This window comes from Streptomyces sp. NPDC050704, from assembly GCF_040654355.1.
GTDB lineage: Bacteria > Actinomycetota > Actinomycetes > Streptomycetales > Streptomycetaceae > Streptomyces.
Map to the genome: position 1 here is coordinate 1 of NZ_JBFAHW010000119.1, position 25,350 is coordinate 25,350.

Annotated in this window: 15 protein-coding genes; 2 read left to right on the forward strand and 13 right to left on the reverse strand. The window is 67.2% G+C overall.

Annotated elements, in window-relative coordinates:
* Positions 1 to 31: 31 nt before the first annotated feature.
* The 3 genes from AB0I18_RS42360 to AB0I18_RS42370 all read right to left on the reverse strand — a co-directional run bounded on the left by AB0I18_RS42360 (position 32) and on the right by AB0I18_RS42370 (position 6,821).
* Positions 32 to 3,775, reverse strand: a complete 3,744-nt coding sequence (locus AB0I18_RS42360; protein ID WP_363111101.1) for a chondroitinase-B domain-containing protein — start codon at positions 3,773 to 3,775, stop codon at positions 32 to 34.
* 207 nt (positions 3,776 to 3,982) lie between these two features.
* Complete coding sequence (locus tag AB0I18_RS42365; protein ID WP_363111102.1) at positions 3,983 to 4,606, reverse strand: hypothetical protein; 624 nt, start codon at positions 4,604 to 4,606, stop codon at positions 3,983 to 3,985.
* A 679-nt stretch (positions 4,607 to 5,285) separates the two neighbouring features.
* Entirely contained in the window at positions 5,286 to 6,821 is a 1,536-nt protein-coding gene (locus AB0I18_RS42370; protein WP_363111103.1) for a discoidin domain-containing protein, read from the reverse strand.
* A 382-nt stretch (positions 6,822 to 7,203) separates the two neighbouring features.
* Here AB0I18_RS42370 and AB0I18_RS42375 point away from each other — a divergent pair, with 382 nt between their 5' ends.
* Positions 7,204 to 7,635 carry a hypothetical protein gene (locus tag AB0I18_RS42375; RefSeq protein WP_363111104.1) on the forward strand — a complete coding sequence of 144 codons (432 nt, stop codon included), beginning with the start codon at positions 7,204 to 7,206 and terminating at the stop codon, positions 7,633 to 7,635.
* Between the two features lie 192 nt (positions 7,636 to 7,827).
* On the opposite strand, the gene AB0I18_RS42380 is transcribed toward AB0I18_RS42375, so the two are convergent.
* From AB0I18_RS42380 to AB0I18_RS42420, 9 genes are all read right to left on the reverse strand, one after another.
* Positions 7,828 to 8,355, reverse strand: a complete 528-nt coding sequence (locus AB0I18_RS42380) for a hypothetical protein (RefSeq protein WP_363111105.1) — start codon at positions 8,353 to 8,355, stop codon at positions 7,828 to 7,830.
* Between the two features lie 251 nt (positions 8,356 to 8,606).
* Positions 8,607 to 9,047, reverse strand: coding sequence for a transposase (locus AB0I18_RS42385; RefSeq protein ID WP_363111106.1), 441 nt, complete (start codon positions 9,045 to 9,047; stop codon positions 8,607 to 8,609).
* An 812-nt stretch (positions 9,048 to 9,859) separates the two neighbouring features.
* Positions 9,860 to 12,796, reverse strand: a complete 2,937-nt coding sequence (locus AB0I18_RS42390) for a discoidin domain-containing protein (RefSeq protein ID WP_363111108.1) — start codon at positions 12,794 to 12,796, stop codon at positions 9,860 to 9,862.
* 92 nt (positions 12,797 to 12,888) lie between these two features.
* A complete protein-coding gene (locus tag AB0I18_RS42395; RefSeq protein WP_363111109.1) occupies positions 12,889 to 14,361 on the reverse strand; it encodes a GH32 C-terminal domain-containing protein in 1,473 nt (490 codons plus the stop codon).
* Between the two features lie 122 nt (positions 14,362 to 14,483).
* A complete protein-coding gene (locus tag AB0I18_RS42400) occupies positions 14,484 to 16,700 on the reverse strand; it encodes a glycoside hydrolase family 3 N-terminal domain-containing protein (RefSeq protein ID WP_363111122.1) in 2,217 nt (738 codons plus the stop codon).
* Between the two features lie 249 nt (positions 16,701 to 16,949).
* Positions 16,950 to 17,837, reverse strand: a complete 888-nt coding sequence (locus AB0I18_RS42405) for a carbohydrate ABC transporter permease (RefSeq protein WP_363111110.1) — start codon at positions 17,835 to 17,837, stop codon at positions 16,950 to 16,952.
* 6 nt (positions 17,838 to 17,843) lie between these two features.
* Positions 17,844 to 18,821 (reverse strand): sugar ABC transporter permease, encoded by a 978-nt coding sequence (locus AB0I18_RS42410; protein WP_363111111.1) that lies wholly within the window; start codon positions 18,819 to 18,821, stop codon positions 17,844 to 17,846.
* A gap of 43 nt (positions 18,822 to 18,864) precedes the next feature.
* Positions 18,865 to 20,163, reverse strand: coding sequence for an extracellular solute-binding protein (locus tag AB0I18_RS42415; protein ID WP_363111112.1), 1,299 nt, complete (start codon positions 20,161 to 20,163; stop codon positions 18,865 to 18,867).
* Positions 20,164 to 20,558: 395 nt separating this feature from the next.
* Positions 20,559 to 21,566: a LacI family DNA-binding transcriptional regulator gene (locus AB0I18_RS42420; RefSeq protein ID WP_363111113.1), complete on the reverse strand. Its 1,008-nt coding sequence runs from the start codon at positions 21,564 to 21,566 to the stop codon at positions 20,559 to 20,561.
* Positions 21,567 to 22,107: 541 nt separating this feature from the next.
* Between AB0I18_RS42420 and AB0I18_RS42425 the strand changes: the two genes are divergently transcribed.
* Positions 22,108 to 24,666 (forward strand): GH32 C-terminal domain-containing protein, encoded by a 2,559-nt coding sequence (locus AB0I18_RS42425; protein WP_363111114.1) that lies wholly within the window; start codon positions 22,108 to 22,110, stop codon positions 24,664 to 24,666.
* A gap of 96 nt (positions 24,667 to 24,762) precedes the next feature.
* Here AB0I18_RS42425 and AB0I18_RS42430 read toward each other — a convergent pair whose 3' ends face one another.
* Positions 24,763 to 25,254, reverse strand: coding sequence for an amino acid transporter (locus tag AB0I18_RS42430; RefSeq protein WP_363111123.1), 492 nt, complete (start codon positions 25,252 to 25,254; stop codon positions 24,763 to 24,765).
* Positions 25,255 to 25,350: the final 96 nt, after the last annotated feature.

Genomic DNA, 25,350 nt, shown 5'->3' on the forward strand with positions numbered 1-25,350 from the left:
GGGTGAGCCGCCACCGGTCGCTTTGCGCGTCCTACGCAGTGCTTGGGCCGACGTCGCTCGCGCTGAGCGGGGTTCGCGTGACAGCGGACGACGACCGCTCGTCGGCGCCCACGTCGACGACGCCGGTGCGAGCCTGACCGTCCATGTCGTCGGTCACGAAGGCGTGGTCGCCGGTACCGGTGTCGATCGCCGGGCTTCCCGCACCGATCCGGTACAGCGATCCGTCGGAGGCGAGCAGCGGGTCGACTGCCCTGACGGAGTCGGAGGGCACGGACACGCCGACGGTCGCCGATCCGGTCGGCCACGCGATGTTCCCGGCGTAGGTCATGTCCACAGGCTTCTTGACCTCGTTGAGCAGCTTGCCCCGGCTGCCCGTGACGACGTTGTCGGCGATGACCGAGTCGACCGGGGCGAGGTTGTAGTTGGCGCCGATCTCGATGTTCGACACGTTGTTCACGAAGGTGTTGTTCACGACGGTCGCCCGGTAGACGCGCCAGTGCGCGCTCAGCGCGCCCGAGGTGTCCACGTCGCCGCCGTCGATCTGCAGCGCGGCGTCGTAGCCGGTGCCGGTCAGACCCTCGAAGTAGTTGTTGTAGACCTTGTGGTCCTGGCCGTAGATGCGGATCCCGCCGGTTCCCGCCTTGCCCTCCCCGAAGAAGAAGTTGCCGTAGAACTCACCGCGGTTCCCGTGCCGTTGGGACAGCACGCCCTGCGAGGCGCGGAAGGTGTTGTGGCGGACGATGTTGTCGTTGCTCTTCACCGAGACGATCTCCGGGTCACCGTCGCACCTCTCGAAGAGGTTCGACTCGACGACGGTGAATCCGCTCGACTGGGACATTCCGCTCCAGCCGACCCGGACGGCCTCCATCTCGTTCTCCACGCGAGGGCCGATGTCACGGAAGTGGTTGTGGTCGATGCGGTCGTGCTGTGACTGCTGCTTCTCGAATCCGTCGATGGTGATGAAGTTCCCGCTTTGGCGCTTCTCCTCGAACAGGTTGTGATCGATCCGATTGTGGTGGCTGTTCTCCCCCTGGATGATCACCCACTTCAGCGAGGACTCCTCGGTCAGCCGGAAGTGGTTGCGGGTCAGCCGCACGTTGTTCGAGCTGGTGATCTTCAAGGTGCTGCTGTTCGTGAACTTCAGCCCCTCGAAGGTGACGTACGAGGAATTCGCCACCTCCAGCTGCCCGTCGCCGATCACCGCCTTGCCGCGGTTCTCCGCGACGATGGTGATGGGCTCGGCGGCCGTTCCGTTCTTGCCGGTCATCTTGCCGATCGAGTACGTGCCGTCCGCGAGCACGATGCGGTCCCCGGGCCGCGCGTCCCCGAACGCGCTCTTCAACGCGGTCGAGTCCGCGACACGGACCGTGCGGACGGAGGTCTGCTCCCCGTCGTCGCCGTCCCCGCCGTCGCCACCGTCATCTCCGCCAGTACCGTCGGCTCCGTAGATGTCGGTCTCGGTGATGCTGGTCCAGTCGTTTACCGTGTTGCCATGGCCGACGATCCGCACGTAGCGGGCCGAGGTATCGGCGAAGTCGTACTTCTGCTGCTCAAGTGTGCTGCCGCTGCTGGTCTTCCGGGCCAGGACGGTCTTCCACGACGATCCGTCGTCGGACAACTGGACGTCGAAGGTGTTCGTCCTGCTGTTCCCCTGATGCCAGGCGGCCGACACCGACCCGACGGTCTGCGCCGAGCCGAGGTCGTAGCGGATCCACGCCCCGTCGCCCTGCGACGACCAGCGGGTGCTCAGGTTGTTGTCCAGGGTGTTGGCGGGAACATTGCCGTCATCGGGACTCGCCGTGACGCCCGCGATCTGGACCGGAGAGTCCTCGCCGGGGTCGGTGGGATCGGTGGGGTCCTCGCCCGCCGACTCGATGTCGTAGGTCCGGACCCAGTCGACCTCGAACACGGCCGGGCGCGGACTGCTGTCCTTGGCGAAGTTGTCCAGCTGGATGACGAGGTTCCCGAGGGGCATGTCCTGGATGTTCCCCCGGTCGGCGTTGGCGCCGTCCGCCAGCCGGAACCATTCGACACCGTCGACGTAGCCGACCAGCGCCTTGGACGTCCACTCGAACGCGAAGTTGTGCCACTTCGTCATGTCCACGGGGCAGTGTTCGGGGTTTTCCTTCTTGTCCGACGGGCTCTTCGGGTAGTGCAGGAACGCCGAGAGGCACTGCGCGTCGGGGTCCGAGTACTCGACCCAGTCGTACTCGCCGTTTTCGAGCCGATTGTCCTCGGTGGGCCAGATCAGGTGCAGCGGATGGTAGGGCTTGCCCTCCGGGCCGGTGTTCCGTGAGCGGGACCGGATTTCCCACCGGCCGTACTGGGTGGCCTCGCTCTGCCTGATCCACCCCGTGTCGCCGTTCGCCTCACCGCGCATGGTCATCGTGCCGTCCGCGACGGTGCTGTTCTTCCCGCACCGGCGGCCGTTCCCCTCATGGCCTTCCCAACATTGGGGCGTGCCGCCGACGCTGCCCGACGGTACGTCCCACTTCGTGGGGTCGACCGGGCCGGTGTAGTCGAACTCGTCGGATATCGGCAGCGGGGTGCCCCAGCCGTGCCGCTTGGCGGCCTCGGTCGAGTCTCCGTCACCGCCGCCGCCCTCGTCACCGCCGTCTCCGCCGTCCCCGCCGTCGCCGTGCGTGACGTTCAGGTCGTAGATCTTCACCTGGCCGTAGTTGTCGGCGCTGCACGGATCCGAGTTGTCACAGTTGGCCTGCGTGTAGGCGCCCGCCTTGAAGTAGGCGCCGGAGAAGTTCTTCGACAGCGTGGTCTGCAACACGCCGTTGTAGTAGGCCTTGATCTTGCCGTCGCTGACCACGAACTTCGCCTGGAACCTCGTGCCCAGCTCGTAGTTCTCCGTCACCAGCCTGTGATGCTTTTCGTCGCCGTCGGTGACGTAGAGCTTCGTGCCTTCCAGACGGAAGACGCTGAGATCATCGGAGCCGCCGTGGATCTGCCCGGCGACGACGTTCGGAGTCTTCTTGGGAAGGTCCGTGATGGCCTGGTCGATCACCATCGTGTGGGTGCCGGACGTGGACGACCAACTCGCCTTGGTCTCCCCCGAGTCCGTCATCTCCCGCAGCTCCGAGCGGGGGTACTTGGAGCCGCTGGTGGTGACGCCGTTGACCGGGGCCCGGAACCGGACGGCCGCGCAGTCGTCGGCCGTGGTGAACCACGGGTCGTTCGCGTACGTGGCGAGTTCCGGCTGGTAGACGTTGGTGGGGGACTCCTCCTCGCCCACCGGCAGCCCGATATACCAGTTCTTCAGGTCCAGCACGTCGGCCGGGTACGCGCAGGAGCCGCCACCGCCGCCGGTGCCGTCGGCTCCGTAGATGTCGGTCTCGGTGATGCTGGTCCAGGCGTTGACCGTGTTGCCATGGCCGACGATCCGCACGTAGCGGGCCGAGGCGTCGGCGAAGTCGTAGCTCTGCTGCTCAAGTGTGCTGCCGCTGCTGGCCTTTCGGGCCAGGACGGTCTTCCACGACGATCCGTCGTCGGACAACTGGACGTCGAAGGTGTTCGTCCTGCTGTTCCCCTGATGCCAAGCGAGCGACAGCGACCCGACGGTCTGCGCCGAGCCGAGGTCGTAGCGGATCCACGCCCCGTCGCCCTGCGACGACCAGCGGGTGCTCAGGTTGTTGTCCAGGGTGTTGGCGGGAACGTTGCCGTCGTCGGGACTCGCCGTGACGCTCTTGACCTCCAGCGGAGCGGTGTCGGTCGGCGCGGCCGACGCTACCGGGTAGTACCCACCTGAGATTCCGACGGCCAACACGCCCACTAAGAATGCGCGATGTATTCGTCTCATAAATCCTCACTTTGGTTGGAGGAATCCGATCAACCGAGGCGGCTGATCGGTGGCTGAACGGTTGTGGTTGGACACCACGAGGCAGCGCACGGCGATACCGCGTTCCCAAAGCCACGGCCGCGTCGGAGAGCTCGTCCCAGCTCATCCGCCACGCTCTGGCATACGGATGGCCGGCTAGGACGCAGGCGTCGCCGCCGCGGCGGGCGGGAAGGTGGGCGGGACGTAGATAGGGGGATCCCCTTCGAAGTAGCAGCGTGCGATCTCGTCGTCGGAGCCCTGGATGGAGCAGTAGTCGGGGAAGCTGTCGGCGTCCCATGAGTTGCCGTTCAGTTGCAGGCGGAGCTCGAGCCCCGACGTCCAGTCCCCCGCGCACAACGTTCCCGCCATGCAGGTGTACGTCCCGGCGGTGGTCGAGGTGGCGCACTCGTCCTCGTCGTCCGAGACGCAGGTGTCCGTGTCCACGGAGATGCGCGTCGCGTCATGGCGCACGTACAGCTCCGACTCGATGCTGTAGATGTCCGGATCGCATTCGACGTGTCCGTCGGCCTCGGCGTCGACCTTGGTCAGGGTGGACGCCTCCCACCACCACGCCGCGTTGGTGTCGACCGACCAGGAACACTCGACGTACTCGTCGGCTTCCGCTCTGGAATCCGGCAGGAGCTTCAGGGACAGGGTGCGGCCCTGTGACGAGGACGAGGACTCGTCGTGGTGCGGCTTGGGGTCGGCGGCGTGGGCCGGGGTGCTTCCCAGGAACAGCAGCACCGTCAGGGCGGCACCGCCTAAAGAGAGTGACTTCACGATCTTCTGCTCCTCTGGACTCGGTGAGATGGGTGAGGTGGAGCGCGACCGCGGTGGCACAGCAGGTGATCCGGGGGAACAACGCCTGAGCAGCCCGAACGAGGCCGGCGAGGCCGCGGCCTCGGGGGTGTCCGCCTCAGCGCTGGACACGTGCGCCACCAGGCGCAATACCGGGACTCCGTTGGTGATCTTGTGCGGGGTACTGACAGGGTCGTGCAGTGCTTCGCTGGAAGAGGGCGGGGCGGCCTCGGCCTTTGGGGTGTGGGTGGGTGCGGTGTCGTTACGGCCGACGGGTTTCCAGCGGGTCACCGGTCGTCGCAACACCTGAGTGGAGAGGTGTTGCGAGAGGAACGAACAGATGTCGCCGATCTGATCGTGCTGGGGGCGGCCTGCGCTGCGCTCACCAGGCCGTCCGCCGAGGTGGTCGGGAATGTCCCCCTTGCCGGCGAGATTGCCCGAGGAGCCCCGATGGGCGGCCGGCCCCGCTGAGGGATCACCGGGCAGCCACACCGCGCCCCTCGTCAGGGCGCGGGGCCGGCGGACCGAGACTCTGGATCCCGTCACCCGCCTGGGACCGGTTGGCCGTTCGGACCCCGGGCGGAGGTCGGGTTCTCTGGATCCGGACTTCACAGTCCTTATCGGGGGCGCCATTTCGGGACCGTCTCTCCGGCTGTGGCGATCACTCGGTGGTGTTGATGTTGGTCAGGCCGCTGCCGGCGCCAATGACGGTGTTGTCGGAGGTGACGATGTTCGGCGCGGCTTCGCAGTCGTCCTGGTTGGTCACGTTGATGGCGTAGCCGTCCGCGCCGCCGAGGTCGGAGTCGTTGGCGCGGAAGGTGTTGCCGCAGCCGTAGCCGTCGACGCGGTCGTGGGTCTGGTAGCCGTCGACGAGCACGCCGTGGCCGCCGAAGGTGCCGGTGTTGGACGCGATGAGATACCCGTTGCCCTTGACGTCCATCCAGGAGTCGGCGGAGTTCTGGCCCGAGATGCCGTCGCCGTCGAAGGTGTTGCCGCGCACCACGCCGCCTTCGGTGCCCTCCTTGATGTCCACGTGCTCGGCCGTGACGTCCGGGCCGATGGTGTTGTTCAGGGCCTGGTTGCGGTCGCTGCGGTCGGGGCCCTCGCCGCCGTCCTCGCCGAAGTCGTCCCAGTGGTTCACGGCGGAACCGACGTAGATGGCCTCGCCGTACTGGGGCTGCTCCAGGCCGGTGTCGTGAATGACGGAGTTCTTGATGACGTTGTCGGAGCTGGCGGCGCGGAGATGCACCGCCTCGGCCCCGGTGTCGTACACCTCCACCCCGTCGATGATGACGTGGTCGGACTCGTCCAGCACGATGCCCTTGGCCGAGTCGGCCACCGCGAAGCCTGTCAGGTTCCAGTGGTCGGCGCCATCGAGGTGGAGACCGTAGCCGTCGTCGTTGGACAGGACCGCGTCGCGCGGGCCAGTGAGTGTGATGGGGTGCTCGGCGGTGCCGGAGACGGTGGCGGCGAAGGTGCCGACGTAGGCGCCGGGCTCCAGTTCGATGGTGTCCCCAGGGTTGGCGTCGGCGAGCGCGTCGGTCAACTCCTCGGCGGTGCCGACCTCGGTGGTGGGTGCCGGCGTGTCGGGCGGGATCTCGCCGCCACCGCCGTCACCGCTGGAACTGCCCCAGATCTCGACCTCGGTGAGGCTGTTCCAGTCGCCCTCACCGTCACCCTCGTAGCCGTGGCCGAGGTAGCGGACCTTTGAGGTCTGGACGGGCTCGAACTCGAAGGACTCCAGGTCCGTCGTCGTACCGCTGCTCTCGCCGTCGTAGACGGTGACCCAGCGCGATCCGTCCCAGTACTGGAGCTCGAAGGCGTTCCGACGGACGGTGCCCTTGTGCACGGCGAGCTTGATGTGGCTGACGGTCATGGTCGAGCCGAGGTCCAACTGCAGCCAGGCGCCGTCGCCCTCGCCCGACCATCGGGTGTCGTAGTCGTTGTCCACGACGTTCGCCGGCTTGTTCTCGTCGCTGGTGCCGGCCGTGACGGCGCCGGCGGCGGGGGTTATCTGCTCGTCGGCGGCCTGCGCGGTCGCCGGCACGGCCAGCGTCGTCACTACCGCGGCGAGGACGACGACTGCCCACTGCAGCCGCCCGCGTCTCCATGGTGCGTAGCATAATAAATGGGGATGTCTCACAGGAATGTTCTCCTTGTTCGAGTTCTCCTCCTCGGCCTGGCCGTAGAGCGTCACCGGAACCGTGAGGCGTCGTCAGGCGTGACCGTAGACGGCAAGCTTTGGGAGGGGTCCCGAGGAACAGGTGTAGGGCGGCAGGGTCGGCGTTGAGCACTCATTGAGGGAACTGTCACGACACCTCCGGCCGGAGTACCTACCGAGGGGCGGGGCAACTCCAGCCGACCCGGCGCCGCATGGCCAACCTCGTGGACTTGCCGAAACCCGGCTCCAGGACCAGGTCACCGCAGCCGACATCAACCCCCGCCTCGGCAGCACTTCGCCCCGCCGGCCAAGTGGGGCCGTCATCCACGGTCAAAGCCATTCACCGACAATTCTTCCGGGACCGGTCCCGGGCTTCGCCTTGCATGCTCGGCAGCGCCGACTACGGAAGGAGAAAGTCATGAAACGACGAAGGCGAATCCTGACCACCCTGCTGGTCGCGCTGGGCATGGCGGCGATGGTCGCGCCGAGCACCACGGCAGCCGCGCCGTCGGCGGACACGGCTTGGGTTCTGCGGACCCAGTACCTGGTGTCCAACCCCGAAGGCGGAGATGTCGCCTGCACGGAGTCCCGCCGCATCTACCTGGCCAGCGGCAGCTACAACTGGGGCCTGCGCATCGGCGGGAACCAGTGGGTCACGCGGGACATGTCCCTCGGCGCCGGCTGGTACCGCTGGCAGAGCTGCCTGAACCCCGAGTACGACGACTACATCCACACCTCGGTCCTGGTGCCGGAGAACCCCGACTGGGGCCCGGCCGCAACCAGCCGCACTTCGGTGGTCAACCCGTCTGGCACCTACACGTGGGGCTCGTTCCTCGACCCGCGGTTCTAATCAGCGCTCTGGCTGCGGCACCAGCACGTGCTGATGCCGCAGCCAGAACCCCTTACATTGGGCAGGCAGTGGTGGTCTTCCCAGTGCTGCACGCGGAAATCATCTGCCCCCACAAACCGTTGGCCGGAATACCGCCGGGAGGAATGTCGAGGCCGCGCTTTACCGGTAGTTCGTTAAATCCGGCAGTAGAGGTCAAGACCGTGTCCGGTGGTGACTGCGTCGATCAGTGCCTGGAGCTCGGAGGGCGGGTCCTTGTCCATCCAGGCCTGCCACCACCGGTGGAGGGTGATGGCTGGGGCGAGCCAGGAACGGACGGCCCGTAAGGCCCTGGGCCAGCAGGGCTGTTGGTGCTGGTGGGGTGTGGTGGGGGCCCCTCTCTGGCCCGTCATCGGGGCACGGGTCCGGCCCGGTGGCGTCCAGGGGCCCGGGTGGGGCGAACCACTGGTTCCAGCAGAAGGAGAAGGCGCAGTTGACCAGGGTCTGGTGGCGACGGATGGCACGGGCGGAGCGGACCTGGAAGTCGGCCCAGCCCAGTTCGTCCTTGATCTGCTGGTAGCTCTGCTCGATCCACGGCCGCAGGCCGTAGAGACGGACGATTTCGGCGAGGTCGGCGGGCGGGTGCGGGCCGGTGGCGGCGTGGGGTGCATCAGGGTGGGGCAGGTTGGTGGCCAGGCACCAGGTGGCCTTCTCCGGCAGCCGAGCCGGGTCAGTGGTAGCCACGACCAGGCGGCACGGGGAGTGGGGACCGTAGTCGGCCAGGCAGGCGTCGGCGGCCCACCAGGTCTCAATGCGCCCGTCGCGGAAGTGACGCTCCACCGGTGTCCAGTCACCCGGATGTCCGGGGTCGGTCCCGCCAGGGCGCGGGCCGGGACCGATGGGGGTGTGGGGCTGGCCGGCCTGGGCCCCCAGGTGCCGCGGTGCGGCCTGAGCGCCACGACATAGGGCAGGCCGGCCTCGCGCAGCGCGAGGTATCAGTCGTCGCTGGTGGAGTAGGCGCAGTCGGCGACCACGGCCCGGCAGGCGAACCCCGCCTCCTTGGCCCGGGCCGCGAGGGCGGCGGACAGTTGCGGCTTGGTACGAAAGGCTGGGTCGGAACGGCCGCGGGCGAAGTGGTGGGCGGGCGTGTACGGCTGTGCGTGCAGCGGGTAGTACACGCGGCCGTCGGTCCACACCGTGGTCACCGTGACGATGCCGTTGTCGGTCTTGCCCAGCCGGCCCAGCCACTGCCGTCCCACGTGCACGGTCGCCGTGCCGTCCTTGCGGTTTCCGGAGTCGTCGATCACGATGACCCCGCCGTCATGCGGAGCCGTCGCCGGCCGCTCACGCAGCAACTCCAACCGCCGGTCGTTGACCTGCTCCGTCTCCCAGGGCGATTCGGACAAGAAGAACTGCAGCCGCTGCACCCCCGGCATCCCCGCACCGGCCACCGACTCCGCCCCGGCCAGGCAGGTGAGCCTCTTGTTCCGCTCCGTGGCGCCAACGGCCCGGTCAGATACTCACGAAAATCCGCCGCTGAGCCGGGCTGAAGAAGAGGTCGTCAAACCGGGCCGCGCACTCTTCCAACGGCCCCAGCGCAGGCGGACACGGACGGCGAGCAGTCATCTCCAGCCCCCAGCAAGCCAGTTGACTCCTACCACCACCGGCCTACGGCCACCCCAACCTGCCGTCAACCCACACCATCGCCGGATTTAACGAACTACCGGTAGGAGTCGCATTCATCGACCAGGAGAGCGACACACCTGGCGCTGTCGTCGTCATAGTTCCAGGGCGCTGAAGATGAGGGCGCCGGGGTGCCGAGGCCGCTGGGAGACTGGGGGCAGTGCCAGCCCTCGCCGGTGTGCAGGCCGGCGCCGCCGACGGACTCCTTTGTGCGCGCACCGAGGAACCCCGGTAGGTCGGGGTCGAAGCGTCGCCGCCCAGCGACCAGACCCGTTGCAGCAGTGAGCCTTCCGGATCGCGTCCAGTGCCTGCGGCCGCACAGCGGCCAGCGTGTCGATCAGCCGAGACACCGTCGTATCGGAGGCCAGCAGCCCGAGCACGGTCTGCTGTGCGCGAAGCATCCCTGTACCGGCCCGGCAGTCACAGCCGAGCGCACCCTTCATCTGGAAAGTGCCTCCAACCACTGCGGGAACAAGGACATCAGCAATCCCTGTTCTCGCCTGTCCGAGGCACTTTCTCTGCGTCGGGGGCAAGGTGAAAGATCACCCCACATGAAAGCACGAGATCACTTGTATACGTTGAATTCTGCGACCGACCACCAGCTACGCGCAACATTGCCGGTATTGACGACCTTGATGTAGCGAGCCGTCTGTGTCGGGAAGGAAATCATGTGGACTCGTTGGCCGTCTGCCACGGAAGAAATCTTGGTCCACTCGGTTCCATCCGTGGATACGTATACGTCTGCGCTCCGCGCATAGTCGCTGACACTGCCGCCGACATCCAACACAATCTTGTCGAAGGTCTGCGTTTGCCCCATGTCCACCTGGATCCAGAGACCGTCGTACTGCCCTCTTCCGGAGCTGTACCGAGTGTCGGAATTGCCATCGATCATGTTTCCGGGCGCATCCCACTGACTTGCGTCCGAAGCCTTTGCGGTCCAGCTCGTCCGGGGCAGTGCAGGACCTAGATCGATGACGTCGAACGAAGATCCACCTGCATCCACTCCGCTGATTCCCTTCACGGAAACCGTGACCTTCCCCGCCGGAAGTCCCTTCGGAACGTAGGCGCTGATGCTGGTGTCCGACCAGGTGTCTATTTCGGCATAGCTCGATCCGAAATACACCGTACCCAGCCCCTGCGCATCGCCGAAACCAGAACCGCGAATCGTGAACTTGGAGCGCGGCATGCCTCGTTCCGGCTTCAAATCACTGAACTTCGGCGATGGGAAGCTCGACAGCTTCTTGGTCGTGAACATCGCCGAGGTGCCGCCCGGCAGCATATAGGTATACGAGCCATCGGCGGATACCTTGAAACTCTTACTGTCGGTGGTCCCGTTGAATACCACGGTGACCTGCTCCCCTTCCTTGCTGGCCCAGGTCTTGATCTGGAGGCCGTTCGATACCGCTGTCGGAGCCGTGATCGAGCCGGTTCCACGCGCAGACCCGTACACCGCTATGTCGCCGATGGCCCACCAGAAACCGGAGGCCGCAGTACTGACGATGCGAATGTACTGTGCCGTCCGGGTCGGCAACGTGACGGCTATCTTGCCAATGCCTCCGCTGCCGCTCGCAATCGCGCTGCCCCAATCGGCGCCATCGTTCGACACATATATCTGGTACTTGGTGACGTAGTCGAACGAATTGTTTACGCCGGTGTCCAGGACGATTTTGTCGAAGCTCGTAGGGCTCCCCAGATCGATCTGGAACCAGTCGCCGCTCGTCGGCCCATGCCCCAGACTCCACCTGGTGTTGATGTCGCCGTCGATCGCGTTCGCGGCCACACCCCAATCCGGCTGCGCCGAAGCCGTGGCGGTCCACTTGCTGCGGCTCAGTGCCCTTCCTGTCGTCTGGACGGAAGCTCCGATCGGCAGGGAGTACGTGACCAGCTTGTTTCCGGTGCGGATGGAGTTCTGGTAGGGCAGCAGTGCCGGGTCGTACGTGACGGTGACCGGGCCGGATGCCGACTTGAAGGTGAAGTCGTGTGTCGGGTCCGAGACCTTGGTCGCTGCGGGAGTGTGGCCGCTCCGCGTCGGCCCGGCATACGTGAAGGTGACGGCGTCGCCGGCGTTGAGGGTGTAGTCGAACAAGTGTGTCCCGTCCGCGACGCTGAAGGTTTTCGCTGCGCTTCCCGAGTTGTGCGCGATCAGGACCTTCGATCCGTCCGGGTTCTGGAACGCGACGTTCTCTATGCTGCCTTCCCCGAAGGTGTTCGAGTAGATCCGGTGTGCTCCGGGCTTGACGAACTTGCTGGCGTGGGCGAGGGCGTGGTAATCCACGTTGTAGATCACCCGCCCGTCGGCAGGGTCGATCGTGAGCAGGCCCCGAAGCATGGGTATACCGGCCGTGTCGCTGTTGAGCGGGCCCCGATCGGGGTCGAGTGCGATGTTCCACAGCATCACCCCGTTCGCCCAGTTGCGCGTGCCGTTGATGATCCACGTACCCAGTGCTTCACTGAACGCCGTCTGGTCGCTGTCCTGCCAAACGCCTCCGGTGGCTTCCGTGATGAACGTTTCCTTGCTCGGGTAGTCGTTGTGGACCAGCGTCTGATGGTTCGGGTTGCCGCTGTAGATGTGCCATCCGGTTCCCGCGGTGTACTTGGAGGCTGCGGGGTCGCTGAAGATCGTCTCGGGGTACGAGGGCACGTCCCAGTTGTGGTCCCAAGCCAGGATCTTCGTGGAGATTCCGTTGGCTTCGAACGCCTTGCCGATCTCCTGGATCAACTCGGCTTCCTGGTACGCGGACAGGAACATTCCGGGCCAGGTGGGGGTACCCATGGGTTCGTTCTGCGGGGAAATGTAGGAGATGGGTACGCCGGCTTCGCCACAGGCCTGTATGAACTTGACGAAGTAGGTGGCGAGCGCGGAAGTGTACTCGCTCTTGAGGGTGCCTCCGATCATGGAGTCGGAGGTCTTCATCCAGCCTGGCGGGCTCCACGGGTTGGCCATGATCTTGATGGACGGGTTGAGTGAGAGGGCCTGCCGCAAGGCCGGAATGATGTACGGCACGTCGTGCTGGATAGAGAAGTTGGACAGCGTCGGATCCGATTGGCCGGCGGGCATGTCGTTGTAGGAATAGTTCCCGGACGCGTTGAAATCCGTGGCGCCCATCGGGGAGCGGAGCAGGCTGAGGCCGATTCCCTTCGAGGGATCGAACAGCTTGTTCATCAGCTTGGTCCGCTCGGCAGCGGACAGCTTGTCGATGAGCCAGGCGGAGGAGTCGGTCATGGCCGCGCCGAAGCCTTGGACCTTTTGGTACTTGACGCTGTCGTCGATCTTGATTGTGAGCGGGTTGGCCGTTCTCTTCGCCTTGAACAGCACATCATCCTGGCCGGCGACCCACTTGTCGGCCGATACGTCCGTCAGCCACACACGGACGGAATTGCCACGTGCGGCTTGCTTCAGTTGCGGGGCGGCGATGGCGTTCCCGGAAACCGATGTCCAGGCGGCGGCGACACCAACAGCGGTGGCCAGGAACTGGCGTCGTCCGAGACCGTATGAGCTCATGGAAGATCCTCCTTCGGACCTGCTTGGTCAGTACGTGGGAGAGGGGGTGGGACACATTGCCGAGGTGGGGGATCGACCGGTTGGAGTCGGTTCTACGGCGACGTCGGCGCCGGCTCTGCGGTGCCGGTGCTCGGCTCCTTGATCACAAGCGGGTGCAGCTCCCACGCGTCGACCGCGAAGCCGAGGCGCGTACCCGGTGCACTGCGGGCCTCAAGTCGCCACGGGCCTTGCCCTGTGGGGTAGAAGCGCAGGGTGAGGACCTGGCCGGTGGTGGTCAGGAAGATTTCGGCGATGGAGTGGTCGACGACCACGCGCAGCTCGACCGGCTGACCAGAGGGGCAGGGCATCCGGTAGGAGCCGCCGCGGGCCCGGGGGTCCAGTGAGGCGTGGTCACGGTCGACGATCAGTTCGCCCGCGTCGGTATCGACGCGGATGTCGAGGTACTCCAAGCCGTCCGGGGTGGTGAGCAGCCGCAGACCGGCGTTTCCGGTCGGTTCCAGACGGACCGTCAGGTCGAAGGCCCGGCCCACGTTGCCGAGGTCCACCGGCTGCGGGCCGTGCGTCGCTCCTGTGGCGTGGATGGTGTGTTCGCCACGCAGGGCGAGCAGTTCGGTGGCGGGCTGCTGGCGCAGGGTGCCGTCGTCGTGGACGTGGATCTCGCGGGGCAGGGTGAGGACGCCGGCCCATCCGTCCGCGACGGCCCAGGCTTCGTCGCGGGCTTCCCACGACCAGCCCCACAGCAGCCACCGGTCGCCCGGTGCCCGCAGCAGGGCGGGTGCGTAGCAGTCGGGGCCGTGGTCGGCGAGTACCGCTGGGCTGGCCTCGAAGTGGCCGGCATGCTCTTCGCCGATCAGAGCCGCGACCCTCTGCGGACCGGTGGGTTCGGTCCAGGTACTGAAGAGGAGGGCGCCGGGTCCGTCGGCTGCCGGGAGGTATTGGGGGCATTCCCAGCCATCGCCGGTGAGCTCCTCGGTGCCGCCGACGGGCTCCGGACGGCGGGCTGCGAAGGGCCCCCGGTAGGTCCAGTTCTCCAGGTCGGGTGAGTCGTAGAGAAGCGCGGCGGCGCGGCCGTCCGCGAGGGCGGCGCCGACCAGCATCCGCCAGCCGTCGCCGTCCTGCCAGACGTACGGGTCGCGGTACATGGTGCAGCCCTCGGGCAGCTCGGGGATGAGTAGTTCGCCGCGCGGGCGGAAGCTGTTGCCGCCGTCGTGGGAGACGGCGCAGGTGACCGGCTGATGCTGGAACGAGCGGTCCTCGCGGTGCGCGGAGTAGAAGGCGACCAGCCGGTCGCCGTCGGAGACGGCGTTGCCGGAGAAGCAGCCGTCGGCGTCCACGCCATCGGGGTTCGGGGACAGGGCGATCGGCAGCGGCTCCCAGGTCAGCAGGTCGGGGCTGCGGAAGTGGCCCCAGTGCATGTTCGCGTGGGTCGCGCCGTACGGGTTGTACTGGTAGCACACGTGGTAGTGGCCGTCGTGGAAGACCAGCCCGTTGGGGTCGTTGATCCAGTTGCGGGGCGGCCGCAGGTGCGCCACGGGGCGGTGCGGATCGCGGGGTGTGGTGGACACACGCGTGCCTTTCGGTGTTTCAGATGGAACCCGCCCCGCCGGCCCTCGATTTGGCGGGGCGGCAGGCCGGCGGGGCGGGGGTCTTCGAGCCCGTATGCGGGCTACAGGTCCAGATACGGCGTTCAGGTCCCGATGCGGAATCCCGCGCTCAGCTGCTGCTCCCGCCGTGAGCTGGGGCCGACGCGGAGCATGAACTCACCCGGTTCGACCACTCGGCGGTTGTCCGCGGTGACGAGTGAGCAGTGAGTGGCCGGGATGTTGATGGTGGCGTCCAGGCTTTCGCCGGCAGGGACCTCGACCTGGGTGAAACCCTTCAGCTCCTGCTCGGCCCACGTGACGCTGGTGGTCAGGTCGCTGACGTAGGCCTGGACCGTTTCCAGGGCCGGACGGCTGCCGCTGTTGGTGAGGCGCACCGTGGCGTCGACGGTGCCGTCGGCGGGAACGTCCTGGTCGTGCACGACAAGGTCGGAGTAGGTGACGGTGGTGTAGGTGAGGCCCTCGCCGAACGCGAACAGGGGGTCTTGGGTGAGGTCCGCGTAGCGGTTGCCGTGCTGGCCTCGCACCTGGTTGTAGAAGACCGGTTGCTGACCGACGTGGCGTGCGAAGGACAGCGGGAGCCGGCCGCTGGGTTCGATGAGTCCGAGGAGGAGTTCGGCGATGGCGCGGCCACCGCGCATGCCCGGGTTGAACGCCTCGATGAGGGCTGCCGCGTTCAGTGCCGACTCTGGGAGCGTGCTCGGCTTGGACTGGGCGAGTACGACGATCATGGGTGTGCCGGTGGCGGCGACCGCGTCCAGCAGAGCGATCTGGCTTCCCTGAAGGTCGAGCGTGGCCGTCGAGCGCCCCTCGCCCGTGAGGGCGATGCTGTCCCCCACGACCACGACGGCGTAGTCGGCGGCCTCTGCTGCGGCGACAGCCTCCCGAAGCTGCGCCTGGTCGACCGGGGCGGGGGTGAAAACGGGCGGCAGTGGCTGGCCGTCGGGCCCGGTGGACCACTCGGGGGCATGGGTGGGGCTTGCTATGTCGGCTCCGCGGGCGTGCGTGATGGTCCAGTCGGCGGGTGCGACGGTGCGAAGGCCGTCGAGCACCGTCTCCACCGTCTCGCGGGGATGGCCTTCGGGCATCCACGGGACCTGACCGGTGGCGCCCGCCCAGTCGCCGAGCATGGCTTCCGGGCTGTCGGCGTTGGGTCCGATGACCGCGATCGTCCGCGGTGCGCCCTGGCTGGCGGCGCGGCCGGTTCCGTCCGAGGTCAGCCCGCCTTCGAAGGGCAGGATCCCCTCGTTGCGCAGCAACACCAGGGAGCGCCGGGCGGTCTCCAGGTTGAGGTCGGCGTGTGCGCGGCAGCCGATCACCTGCGCCTGCCGCTCGGGGTCGGGGGCGCGGGGGTCCTCGAAGAGCCCGAGCTCGAACTTCAGCCGCAGAACCCGCCGTACCGCGTCATCGATCTGTTTCTCGTCGACCAGGTCGCGGGCGACCGCCTCCTGCGCGCCGTCGAAGAACTGCGGCGTGGCCATGATGAGGTCGTTCCCGGAGTTGACGGCGACCGCCGCCGCCTCGGCGTAGTCGGCGCAGGTTCGCTGGTCGTAGACCATCCGGCCGACGTTGTCCCAGTCGGTCACCAGGGTGCCGGTGAAGTCCCACTCGCCCTTGAGCACATCGTTGATCAGCCACTGGTTCGCGGTGATGGGCACGCCGTCGATCGACTGGTAGCCGAGCATGAAGCCGCGGCAGCCGGCCCGAACGGCTTCCTCGAACGGGGGCAGGAACCATGAGCGCAGCTTGCGTGGGCTGAGATCGGCTTCGCTCGCGTCGCGCCCGCCCATGGTTTCGGAGTAGCCCGCGAAGTGCTTGGCGTACGCCAGCACGGCTGTCGGGTCGCTGAGGCCCTCGCCCTGGTAGCCGCGCACCATTGCCGCGCCGAGTTCGCCGATCAGGAAGGGGTCCTCGCCGAACGTCTCGTTGATCCGACCCCAGCGCAGGTCCCGGGTGATGCACAGCACCGGGGAGAACGTCCCGTGGATTCCGGTCGTCGCGATTTCGGTCGCGGACGCGCGGGCCACCCGGTGGAGCAGAGCGGGGTCCCAGGTGCAGGCCATGGCCAGCTGGGTCGGGAAGATGGTCGCGCCGGGCCAGAACGAGTGGCCGTGGATGGCGTCGTCGGCTGTCAGCAGCGGAATGCCGAGCCGTGTCCGCTGGGCCATTTTCATGGCCTCGGGCATCCGTTCGGGAGTCACATGCAGAACGGACCCGGCCAGCTTGGTCGACAGGATGTCCACCAGGTCCCCATGTTGTGCGTCGAGCATCAGCAACTGCCCGACCTTCTCCGGCAGGGTCATCCGGGACAGCAAGTCGTCGGTTCTCGCTTCCACGGACGCTTCCGGATCCAGGTACACGGCAGAGTGGACCGGCTGTCCCACGGTGTTCTCCAAGAGATGAGTCGTCACAGATCAGAGAGTTGATTTGGCGACGGCGAGCGCTTCGCCGCGCGAACGCTGCCGCCCGCCGCGGTGGGGCTCGCGCGCCGCCGGCCCGCCGCCCCGGTCGGGACCGGTGCGACACAGGGCGACGGGGTGGGAGCAGGGGCCTCACTTCAGGCCGGTGGTGGCGATGCCGGCCACGAACTGGCGCTGGAAGAAGAGGAAGACGATCATCACCGGCAGTAGGACGACCATGGCGCCGGCGAGCAGGATGCCGAAGCGGGTGAAGGACTGTCCGCTGCTGGCCAGGGCGAGGCCGACGGGGAGGGTGTACTGGCTCTCGTTCTGGGCCACGACCAGCGGCCACAGGAAGTTGTTCCAGGAGCCGAGGAAGGTGATGATCCCGAGGGTGGCGAGGGCCGGCTTGGTCAGCGGCAGGATGATCTTCGCGAAGATGGCCAGTTCGCTGCAGCCGTCGACGCGGGCGGCGTCGATGAGTTCGTCGGGCAGAGTGGAGATGAACTGCCGCATCAGGAACACCCCGAAGGGGCCGGCCAGGAACGGCAGGATCAGCCCGAGCATGGAGCCGGTCAGCTGCATGTTGGACACCAGCACGTACAGGGGTACGAAGGTGACCAGGCCAGGGATCATGAGCGTCCCCATGACCAGCAGGAAGACGGCGCGCTGTCCGCGGAACTCCAGCTTGGCCAGGGCGTATCCGAGCATCGAGCAGAAGATGAGGTTCCCGGCGGTGACGGCGAGGGCCACGATCACGGAGTTGGCGAACATGCTCGTGAAATCGAGCGTGCTGAACAGCTCACCGTAGTTGGCGGTCGTGGGCGGCGTGGGGAGCAGGACGGGCGGGACGCTGCGGATGTCGGCCTCGGGTTTGAAGGAGCCGGACAGCATCCACAGGAACGGCGCGATCATCAGCAGCAGGGCGCCGGCGAGCGGCAGATACAGCCAGGGCTGGCCCCAGGTCCGGCGGATGCGGCGACGCTTGAGGACGCGGTCCGTGCCCGGTTGTGCCGTGGGGAGGGTGGAGAGGGTACTCATGGGTCGTCAGTCCTTGTCTCGCAGCACGCGGAACTGCAGCACGGTCAGCGCCACGATGAGGACGAAGATGACGTAGCTGGCGGCCGACGCCATCTCGTAATTGCCGTTGCCGAACTGTTTGTAGGCGTACAACGTGGCCGAGAGGGTGGAGTCCAGCGGTCCGCCGTCGGTCATGACGAACGGTTCGTCGAAGAACTGCAGGTAGCCGATGCCGGTGGTGACGGCGGTGAGCAGCAGGGCGGGGCGCAGGAGCGGGAAGGTGACGCGCCAGAACCGCTGCCAGGGCCCGGCGCCGTCGAGTTCGGCCGCCTCCATCAGGGAATGGGGCACGGACTGCAGACCCGCCAGCATGATGATCATGACGGTGCCCAGGTTGCGCCACACCGCCATCACGATCATGACGGGAAGAGCGAAGCGGGTGTCCGCCAGCCAGGCAGGGCCGTCGATCCCGAACCAGCCCAGGACGAGGTTCACCAGTCCCGCGCGAGGTTCGAGGAGCGTCTTCCACACCACGGCGACGGCCACGATGCTGGTGATCACCGGCAGGTAGAAGCCGACCCGGAAGACGGCCCGGAAGCGTTGGATGCCGCTGTTGAGTGCGACCGCCGCGGCGAGCCCGGCGGCCAGGGTGAGGGGCAGGGCCACCAGGACGAACACGGCCGTGTTGCGCAGGGCCGTGAAGAACTGCTCGTCCTGGAAGAGCCGCACGTAGTTGTCGAAGCCGACGAACGACACGTTCAAAGGGGTGCGCAGGTCGGCGCTCTGAGTGTCGGTCAAACTCATCAGCAGCGACCACGCCACCGGCAGCAGCATGAAGGCCGCGAACAGCGCGAGGAAGGGCCCGGCGAGGAGCCAGGCGGCCCGGGCCTGCCTGCCGCGCGCCGGGCTCCGGAACGTGAGGCGTCGGCGATCGGCACTCCGCTCCGGCCCTCCGGTGTTCTGCTTGCCGGTGTCGCCCCGCCCGGGGAGCGTATTCGTGGACATGGATGTCATCCGTCCCTACGAGGGGTGCTCATGGCGGTGGCGCTCAGCGGCCCGTGCCGATGCTGGTGGCCTTGGACTGCAGCGTCTTCTGCACCTCGGCGACGGTGGCCTTGCCGAGGGTCAGCTTCTCCAGTTCGGAGTCGATGGTGTCGGCGATCTGCTGCCAGGTCGTGATGGCGGGCGGCGCCTTGCTGACCTCGAGCTGCTCGGCGAACGCCTTCAGGTTCTCGTCCTCGGTCAGCTTCCCCTCGGTCCATGCCTGGGGCGAAGGAGGCAGGCTGCCGGTGGCCTTGGAATAGGTCGCGAGGTTGGCGGGCTCGATCAGGAACTGGGCGAACTTCCATGCCGCGTCGGGGTTCTTGGCCTCCTTGAACACCGCCAGATCGGTGCCGCCGGCGAACCCGGCGGGCTGCTTGGTGTACGGCATCGGCATGGTCTTCCACTTGCCGTCCAGTTGCGGGGAGTCCTTGTGGAAGGTGCCGCCGGCCCACGCGCCCTCCTGGTAGACGGCGGTCAGTCCGTCCTGGAAGGCCTGTACGTTGTCCGCCCTGTCGGTCGGCACCAGGCCCTGCTTCGGAACGCTCGCGTACTCCTCCAGCGCCCTGGCGGCCTCGGGCGTGTCGAAGGTGAACTTTCCGGTCTTGGCGTCGTAGATGTCACCGCCCTGCCGCCAGACCATCGGCAGCCAGAAGATCCAGGAGTTGAAGCCCATCACCAGCCCGCTGGCGTGGCGCAGCTTGGGGTTCTCCTTGCCGGCGGTGGCCTGGATGGCCTTGAGGTCCTTCAGGTATCCGTCCCAGTCGCCGGCCAGGGCGCCCTTGATGCCGGCCTTCGCCGTGAGATCGGTCCGGTAGTAGACCGCTTGGGTGTCGGCGATGAACGGGACGCCGTACGAGGTGTTCTTGTACTTGGTGGTGTCCCACTGGCCGGGGTAGAAGTCCGACGACTTGATCGACGTCGGGGTGGCCTGGAAGCCGTTCAAGGCGGCCATCTCGGCCATCCAAGTGCTGCCCACCATGGACATGTCCGGTGTGTTGCCGCCGGCTATCGCGGTGGTCAGCTTGTCGTGGGCGCCGTCCCACGGGACCGCGGTGATCTTGACGTCTGCGTCCGGGTTCTCCTGCTCGAACTTCTTGGCCAGCTCCTTCAGGTCCTCGTCGGGGTCACCCATGGACCACATGACCACCGTCCCCTTGGCCTTGCCCGCGGCTACCTTGGCGGGTGCGTCGTTGCTGGGGCCGGAGTCCTCGCTCCGGCCGCAGCCGGTGGCCACCAGGGCTGCCGTGACGGTGACGCACAGGGTCTGGATGGTTCTGACCGTGTGACGGGTAGTGATACGCATGATGCGGCTCCTTGCCGTTGAGCGATACAGGCGCGGGGGCTAAGGGTGAGAGCGGGCGGACGCCCGGATGGGCCGGCGCACGGGTGGGGACCGTCTGCGGTGACAGCGGCATCGGCGGTCAGCCGCAGGGCGCGGCTGGAGCATCCGACGCGGAGTGGGTAGGGGCCGGGCGGGGTGGGCCAGGCGCGCCGTTCGGTGTCCCGGATCGGGAACGCGCGAGCGGAAGGGTGCATGTGGGCGGTGCCGCATGAACGCGTGTGCGGCCGCCATGGTTGCGAGGAAGGCGAGGCCGAAGTGGGTCGCCGAGGTTTCAAGGAGACGGAGGGCGGTGCGTCACGGTTGACGCACCGCCCGGCTGCGAGGCGCCATCACGTACGCATCGTGATGACGTCGCGTCAGTTCGAGCTCGACTGTAACGTCGAGCCGCGGATCACAAGGCTGGTGGGAATGATGCGCGACGGGGCGGCCTCGGGCGATCTGCGCACGTGATCGAGCAGCAGACGCGCCGCTGCCTCACCCATTTCCCGCATCGGCTGGCGGATGGTGGTCAAGGCCGGATAGGTGTACGACGCCACCTCGACGTCGTCGAACCCCACCACGGCGACATCCCGCGGAATCTTGAGGCCGGCCTCGTGCAAGGCCGCGAGCACGCCGGCCGCCGAGGGGTCGTTGTGACCGAAGACCGCGTCGAACTCCACGCCGTCCGCGAGAGCTTGCGCCACCGCGCTCCGGCTGCTGTCGAACAAGAAGTCGCCGCAGATGATGCTGCGCGGGTCAAGCTCGATCCCCGCCTGTGCATAGACGTCGACGAAGCCGCCCAGCCGTTCCTGAGTACAGCCGAACTCATCAGGACCGGTCACCACCAGAGGGCGACGGCGACCGAGGTCCAGCAGGTGGCGCGCCGCCTGCTCACCGCCCTCCCGGTTGGTGGTGGCCACATAGGGGAATCCCGGCCGCTGGAAGCGGTCATCTATCAGCACCACCGGCAGTCCGGCCTCGTGCAGTTCCGTGATGGCCGCCAGGGCCCCCTCGGGCTCTATCACCAGCAGCCCGTCGAACGACTTGGCAGCGACCTGCAGGCCCAGCCTGCGCAGTGACTCCTCACCGCCGTTCACGGTCAGCATCCGCAGCCCGAAGCCCTCGGCCTCCAGCGTCTCGACGACCGCCTGCACTATGCCGGCCCAGACCCAGGCCAGATCAGGGACCAGCATGCCGATCATCTGCGTCGTGCCGCGTGCCAGCCCCACGGCCCCCGCGCTCGGCACATAGCCGAGCTCCGAGATCGCCTTGCGGACCTTCGAGACGGTGTCCTCGCTGATCTCGCCCTTGCCGTTCAGCACCCGCGAGACCGTCGTCTTGCTGACGCCGGCCCGCGAGGCCACGTCGGCGATAGTGACTCCCATGTCACCTCCCCTCCCTTCCTGCAGAGGCGGAAGATTTCCCTCCCGCACCGAAGGGACGATCGTACAGAGACCTGTGTAACCGGTACCGGAAGCAGTCCCGGAACCGGTTTCGGTACCGGTTCCGGAAGTGAAGCATCGAGAGACCCGGCCGGTCAACACCCCGGAAACAATTCGTTCACTGGCCGTTCTCGGTCTCGACGTTGTCGCGGAATCCTGCCGGTTCACCATCCGGTCGCCCCCTTGACCTGCTCGTTTACCGGCCCCAACCCGCCATGCCCGAACCAGTTGGCGCGGTTCGCGACCAGCGGTGACGCCTGAGGGCCTGCCGATCCGTACCGAAACAATCGCGCCCGCACCGTTGACGGCACTGGCCGGACTGCGCTTCATTGTCGGGGCACCTGATGTCATCGCTGACATAAGTCAACGATGACACCCCTGGTCAGTGCCGTGGACGTCGGCGCCGACAGGGCGTCACTTTTCGGTCCGTCCGTGCCGGAGCCGCAGTCACCGCTGCGCGGACGGCCGCAGGCAAGGAGACACCATGAGCTCTGCACGCGTATCCCGGCATGCCCGCATGCGGTTGATGGCGGCGGTGGCGACGGTCTGCGCCCTGTCCGCCGCGCCGCTCGCCCCGCAGGCCGTCGCGGCCGACACCCCGCCGTACACCGAGACCTACAGACCCCAGTTCCACTTCACTCCGGAGAAGAACTGGATGAACGACCCCAACGGCCTCGTGTACTACAAGGGCGAGTACCACCTCTTCTACCAGTACAACCCGAACGGCAACTCCTGGGGCGACATGTCCTGGGGGCATGCGGTGAGCAAGGACCTCGTGCACTGGGAGGAGTTGCCGCTCGCCCTGTCGCACGACGCCGAGGAGATGGTGTTCTCCGGCAGCGCGGTCGTCGACTGGAACAACACCACCGGTTTCGGCACGAAGAAGAACCCGCCCATGGTGGCGATCTACACCAGCGCCTACAAGGACGGCGGCAAGCAGGCCCAGTCGCTCGCCTACAGCACCGACCGGGGCCGCACCTGGACCAAGTACCAGGGCAATCCCGTCATCGACATCGGCTCCAACAACTTCCGCGACCCCAAGGTCCAGTGGCACGCCCCGACCAAGAGCTGGCTGATGACCGTGTCGCTGTCCGCCGAGCACAAAGTGCGGTTCTACTCGTCCAAAAACCTCAAGGACTGGGACCTGCTCAGCGATTTCGGACCGGCCGGCGCGACGGGCGGCGTGTGGGAATGCCCCGACCTGTTCCCCCTGGCGGTCGACGGCGACAAGAACAACATCAAGTGGGTCCTGGTCGTCAACATCAACCCCGGTGGTATCGCGGGCGGTTCGGCCGCCCAGTACTTCATCGGCGACTTCGACGGCAAGAAGTTCACCGCCGACGACAAGGGCACCTACACCCCGCCGGCCGGCGAGGTCGTGCAGGACTTCGAGGGCGCCGGCTTCGGTGAGTGGACGACGACCGGGGACGCGTTCGGCCAGGGACCGGCAGCCGGGGCGGTGGACGGGCAGGGAGCCGTCACCGGTTTCGACGGCAAGGGCCTCGCCAACAGCTTCCACGGCGGTGACGGGACCACCGGCACCCTCAGCTCGCCCGAATTCACCGTCGACAGCCCCTACTTGAACTTCAAGGTCGGTGGCGGGCGGCATCCGCACGAGGCCGGAACCGTCATGGACAGGACTCCGCCCGAGGGCACGGTCCTCGCCGACTTCGAAGGCGGCACCTACCGCGACTGGACGAAGACCGGAGACGCCTTCGGCACCGCGCCGGCCACCGGCACCCTCCCCGACCAGGGGCAGGTCTCCGGCTTCCTGGGAGACGGGCTGGTCAACACCTTCCTGAACGGCGACTCGGCCACCGGCACACTCACGTCGCCCGAGCTCACCCTCGACAAGAAGCACATCAACTTCCTCATCGGCGGCGGCAACCACCCGGCCGACTCCGACAACCCCACCGCCGTCGAGCTCCTCGTGGACGGCCAGGTCGTCCGCAGCTCCACCGGAAAGGACGGCGAGGCACTCAACTGGGCCTCGTGGGACGTCGGCGAACTCGGCGGCAAGAAGGCGCAGATTAAGATCGTCGACAACAACAGCGGTGGCTGGGGCCACCTCAACGTCGACCACATCGTGCTGTCCGACACCCAGGCGCAGCCGGTCTCCCAGGAGACGTCCGTCAATCTACTCGTCGACGGCAAGGTCGTCCGCAGCGCGACCGGCGCCGACAGCGAGACCCTGGACTGGGCGTCCTTCGACATGCGCCCGTACGCCGGCAAGAAGGCGCGGATCCAGATCCTCGACATGAACACCGCCGGCTGGGGCCACGTCATGGCCGACCAGTTCACCGAGGCTGACAAGCCCGCCAAGTCCGTCGTACAGCGCGCCGACTGGGCCGACTACGGCAAGGACTACTACGCGGCGGTGTCATGGGAGAACGCACCGGGCGGCAAGCGGCACATGATCGGCTGGATGAACAACTGGGACTACGGCCAGTCCGTCCCCACCTCCCCCTGGCGCGGCGCGCAGAGCGTTCCGAGGGAGATGGCCCTGCGCACCGTCGACGGCCAAGTCCGGCTGACCAGCAAGCCGGTGGGCAGCCTGGAATCCCTCCGGCAGAAGCGCCCGGCGACCGCGACCGGCGTCACCGTCAAGAGCACCTCCAAGCCCCTGATCGGCCCCACGGCCAAGGGCAGGGCGCTCGACATCGAGGCGACCTTCTCCCTCAAGGACGCCGACCGGTTCGGCCTGAAGGTGCGCACCGGCGCGGGCGGCGAGGAGACCGTCATCGGCTACGACACCACGACCGAGGAGCTGTACGTCGACCGCACCCGCTCCGGCGTCGTCGACTTCAACAGCACCTTCCCCGGCGTCCAGACCGCACCCCTGAAGGCCAAGAACGGCAAGGTCAAGCTGCGTATCCTCGTCGACTGGTCGTCCGTCGAAGTCTTCGGCGGCAACGGCGAGGCCGTGATCACCGACCAGATCTTCCCCGACCCCTCCAGCACCGGCGTCGAGGTCTTCGCCGAGGGCGGCACCGCCACCCTCGACCAGATGCGGGCGTGGCAGCTGAAGTCCATCTGGCGGTGACGCGCCGCGGGTCCGCGCGCCGGCCGGCCAGGAGCGGCTGCCGGCGCGCGGCTGACACTGGTGTGACTCGAGGGGCGAGTGCCCTTGGAGAACTGCTCAGAAGTGGGTGGTGATCCCGAAGGTCTGCCGGAGCTGGGCCATGTCGCGACGGTCGTGATCAGCAGGTTCATAGCCCTGGTGGAAGTAGACCTGCTGCTCGGGCGACAGGCACGGGACGGTCGCCCCGAGGATCGTGCCAGTGACGAAGCACGAGCCGGGATAGGTGAACGGGTGCTCGGGGTCGGGTGACGCCTGCACGGCGGATCCGTCCTCAGCAAAGATCAGAGGGTGAAGATCGATCTCCCGGTCGTGAGGGTCGGTGACGACGAACCGCACGGGACGCCAGTCGAGGGTCTCGACGAACCCGGCGTCCGCGAGAGCCGCCACGACGGCCGCTTCCTGGTTCTTGCGGTGCATCAGGTCCAGGTCACGGTGCCGGCGGGTTTGCTCGCCGACCAGGGCGTCGATGCCCCAGCCACCGCCGATCCAGATGTCGACGTCCGCGTTCCGCAGCACGGCGAGGATGGACAACACATCGTCGGCCTTCATCACCTCACGCACGCTAGCGGTGATCAGGTGGGCGGGCGAGTGGATTTGCAGTCGATCTCCCCGCGCTCCAGCTCCGCGTCGCCGCCGGTGTTCAAC

Coding starts and splice junctions, on each gene's coding strand:
- AB0I18_RS42375 (WP_363111104.1), top strand. CDS start 7,204: ATGAAACGACGAAGGCGAATCCTGACCACCCTGCTGGTCGCGCTGGGC.
- AB0I18_RS42385 (WP_363111106.1), bottom strand. CDS start 9,047: ATGCCGGGGGTGCAGCGGCTGCAGTTCTTCTTGTCCGAATCGCCCTGG.
- AB0I18_RS42390 (WP_363111108.1), bottom strand. CDS start 12,796: ATGAGCTCATACGGTCTCGGACGACGCCAGTTCCTGGCCACCGCTGTT.
- AB0I18_RS42400 (WP_363111122.1), bottom strand. CDS start 16,700: ATGACCCTGCCGGAGAAGGTCGGGCAGTTGCTGATGCTCGACGCACAA.
- AB0I18_RS42405 (WP_363111110.1), bottom strand. CDS start 17,837: ATGAGTACCCTCTCCACCCTCCCCACGGCACAACCGGGCACGGACCGC.
- AB0I18_RS42410 (WP_363111111.1), bottom strand. CDS start 18,821: ATGTCCACGAATACGCTCCCCGGGCGGGGCGACACCGGCAAGCAGAAC.
- AB0I18_RS42415 (WP_363111112.1), bottom strand. CDS start 20,163: ATGCGTATCACTACCCGTCACACGGTCAGAACCATCCAGACCCTGTGC.
- AB0I18_RS42420 (WP_363111113.1), bottom strand. CDS start 21,566: ATGGGAGTCACTATCGCCGACGTGGCCTCGCGGGCCGGCGTCAGCAAG.
- AB0I18_RS42425 (WP_363111114.1), top strand. CDS start 22,108: ATGAGCTCTGCACGCGTATCCCGGCATGCCCGCATGCGGTTGATGGCG.
- AB0I18_RS42430 (WP_363111123.1), bottom strand. CDS start 25,254: ATGAAGGCCGACGATGTGTTGTCCATCCTCGCCGTGCTGCGGAACGCG.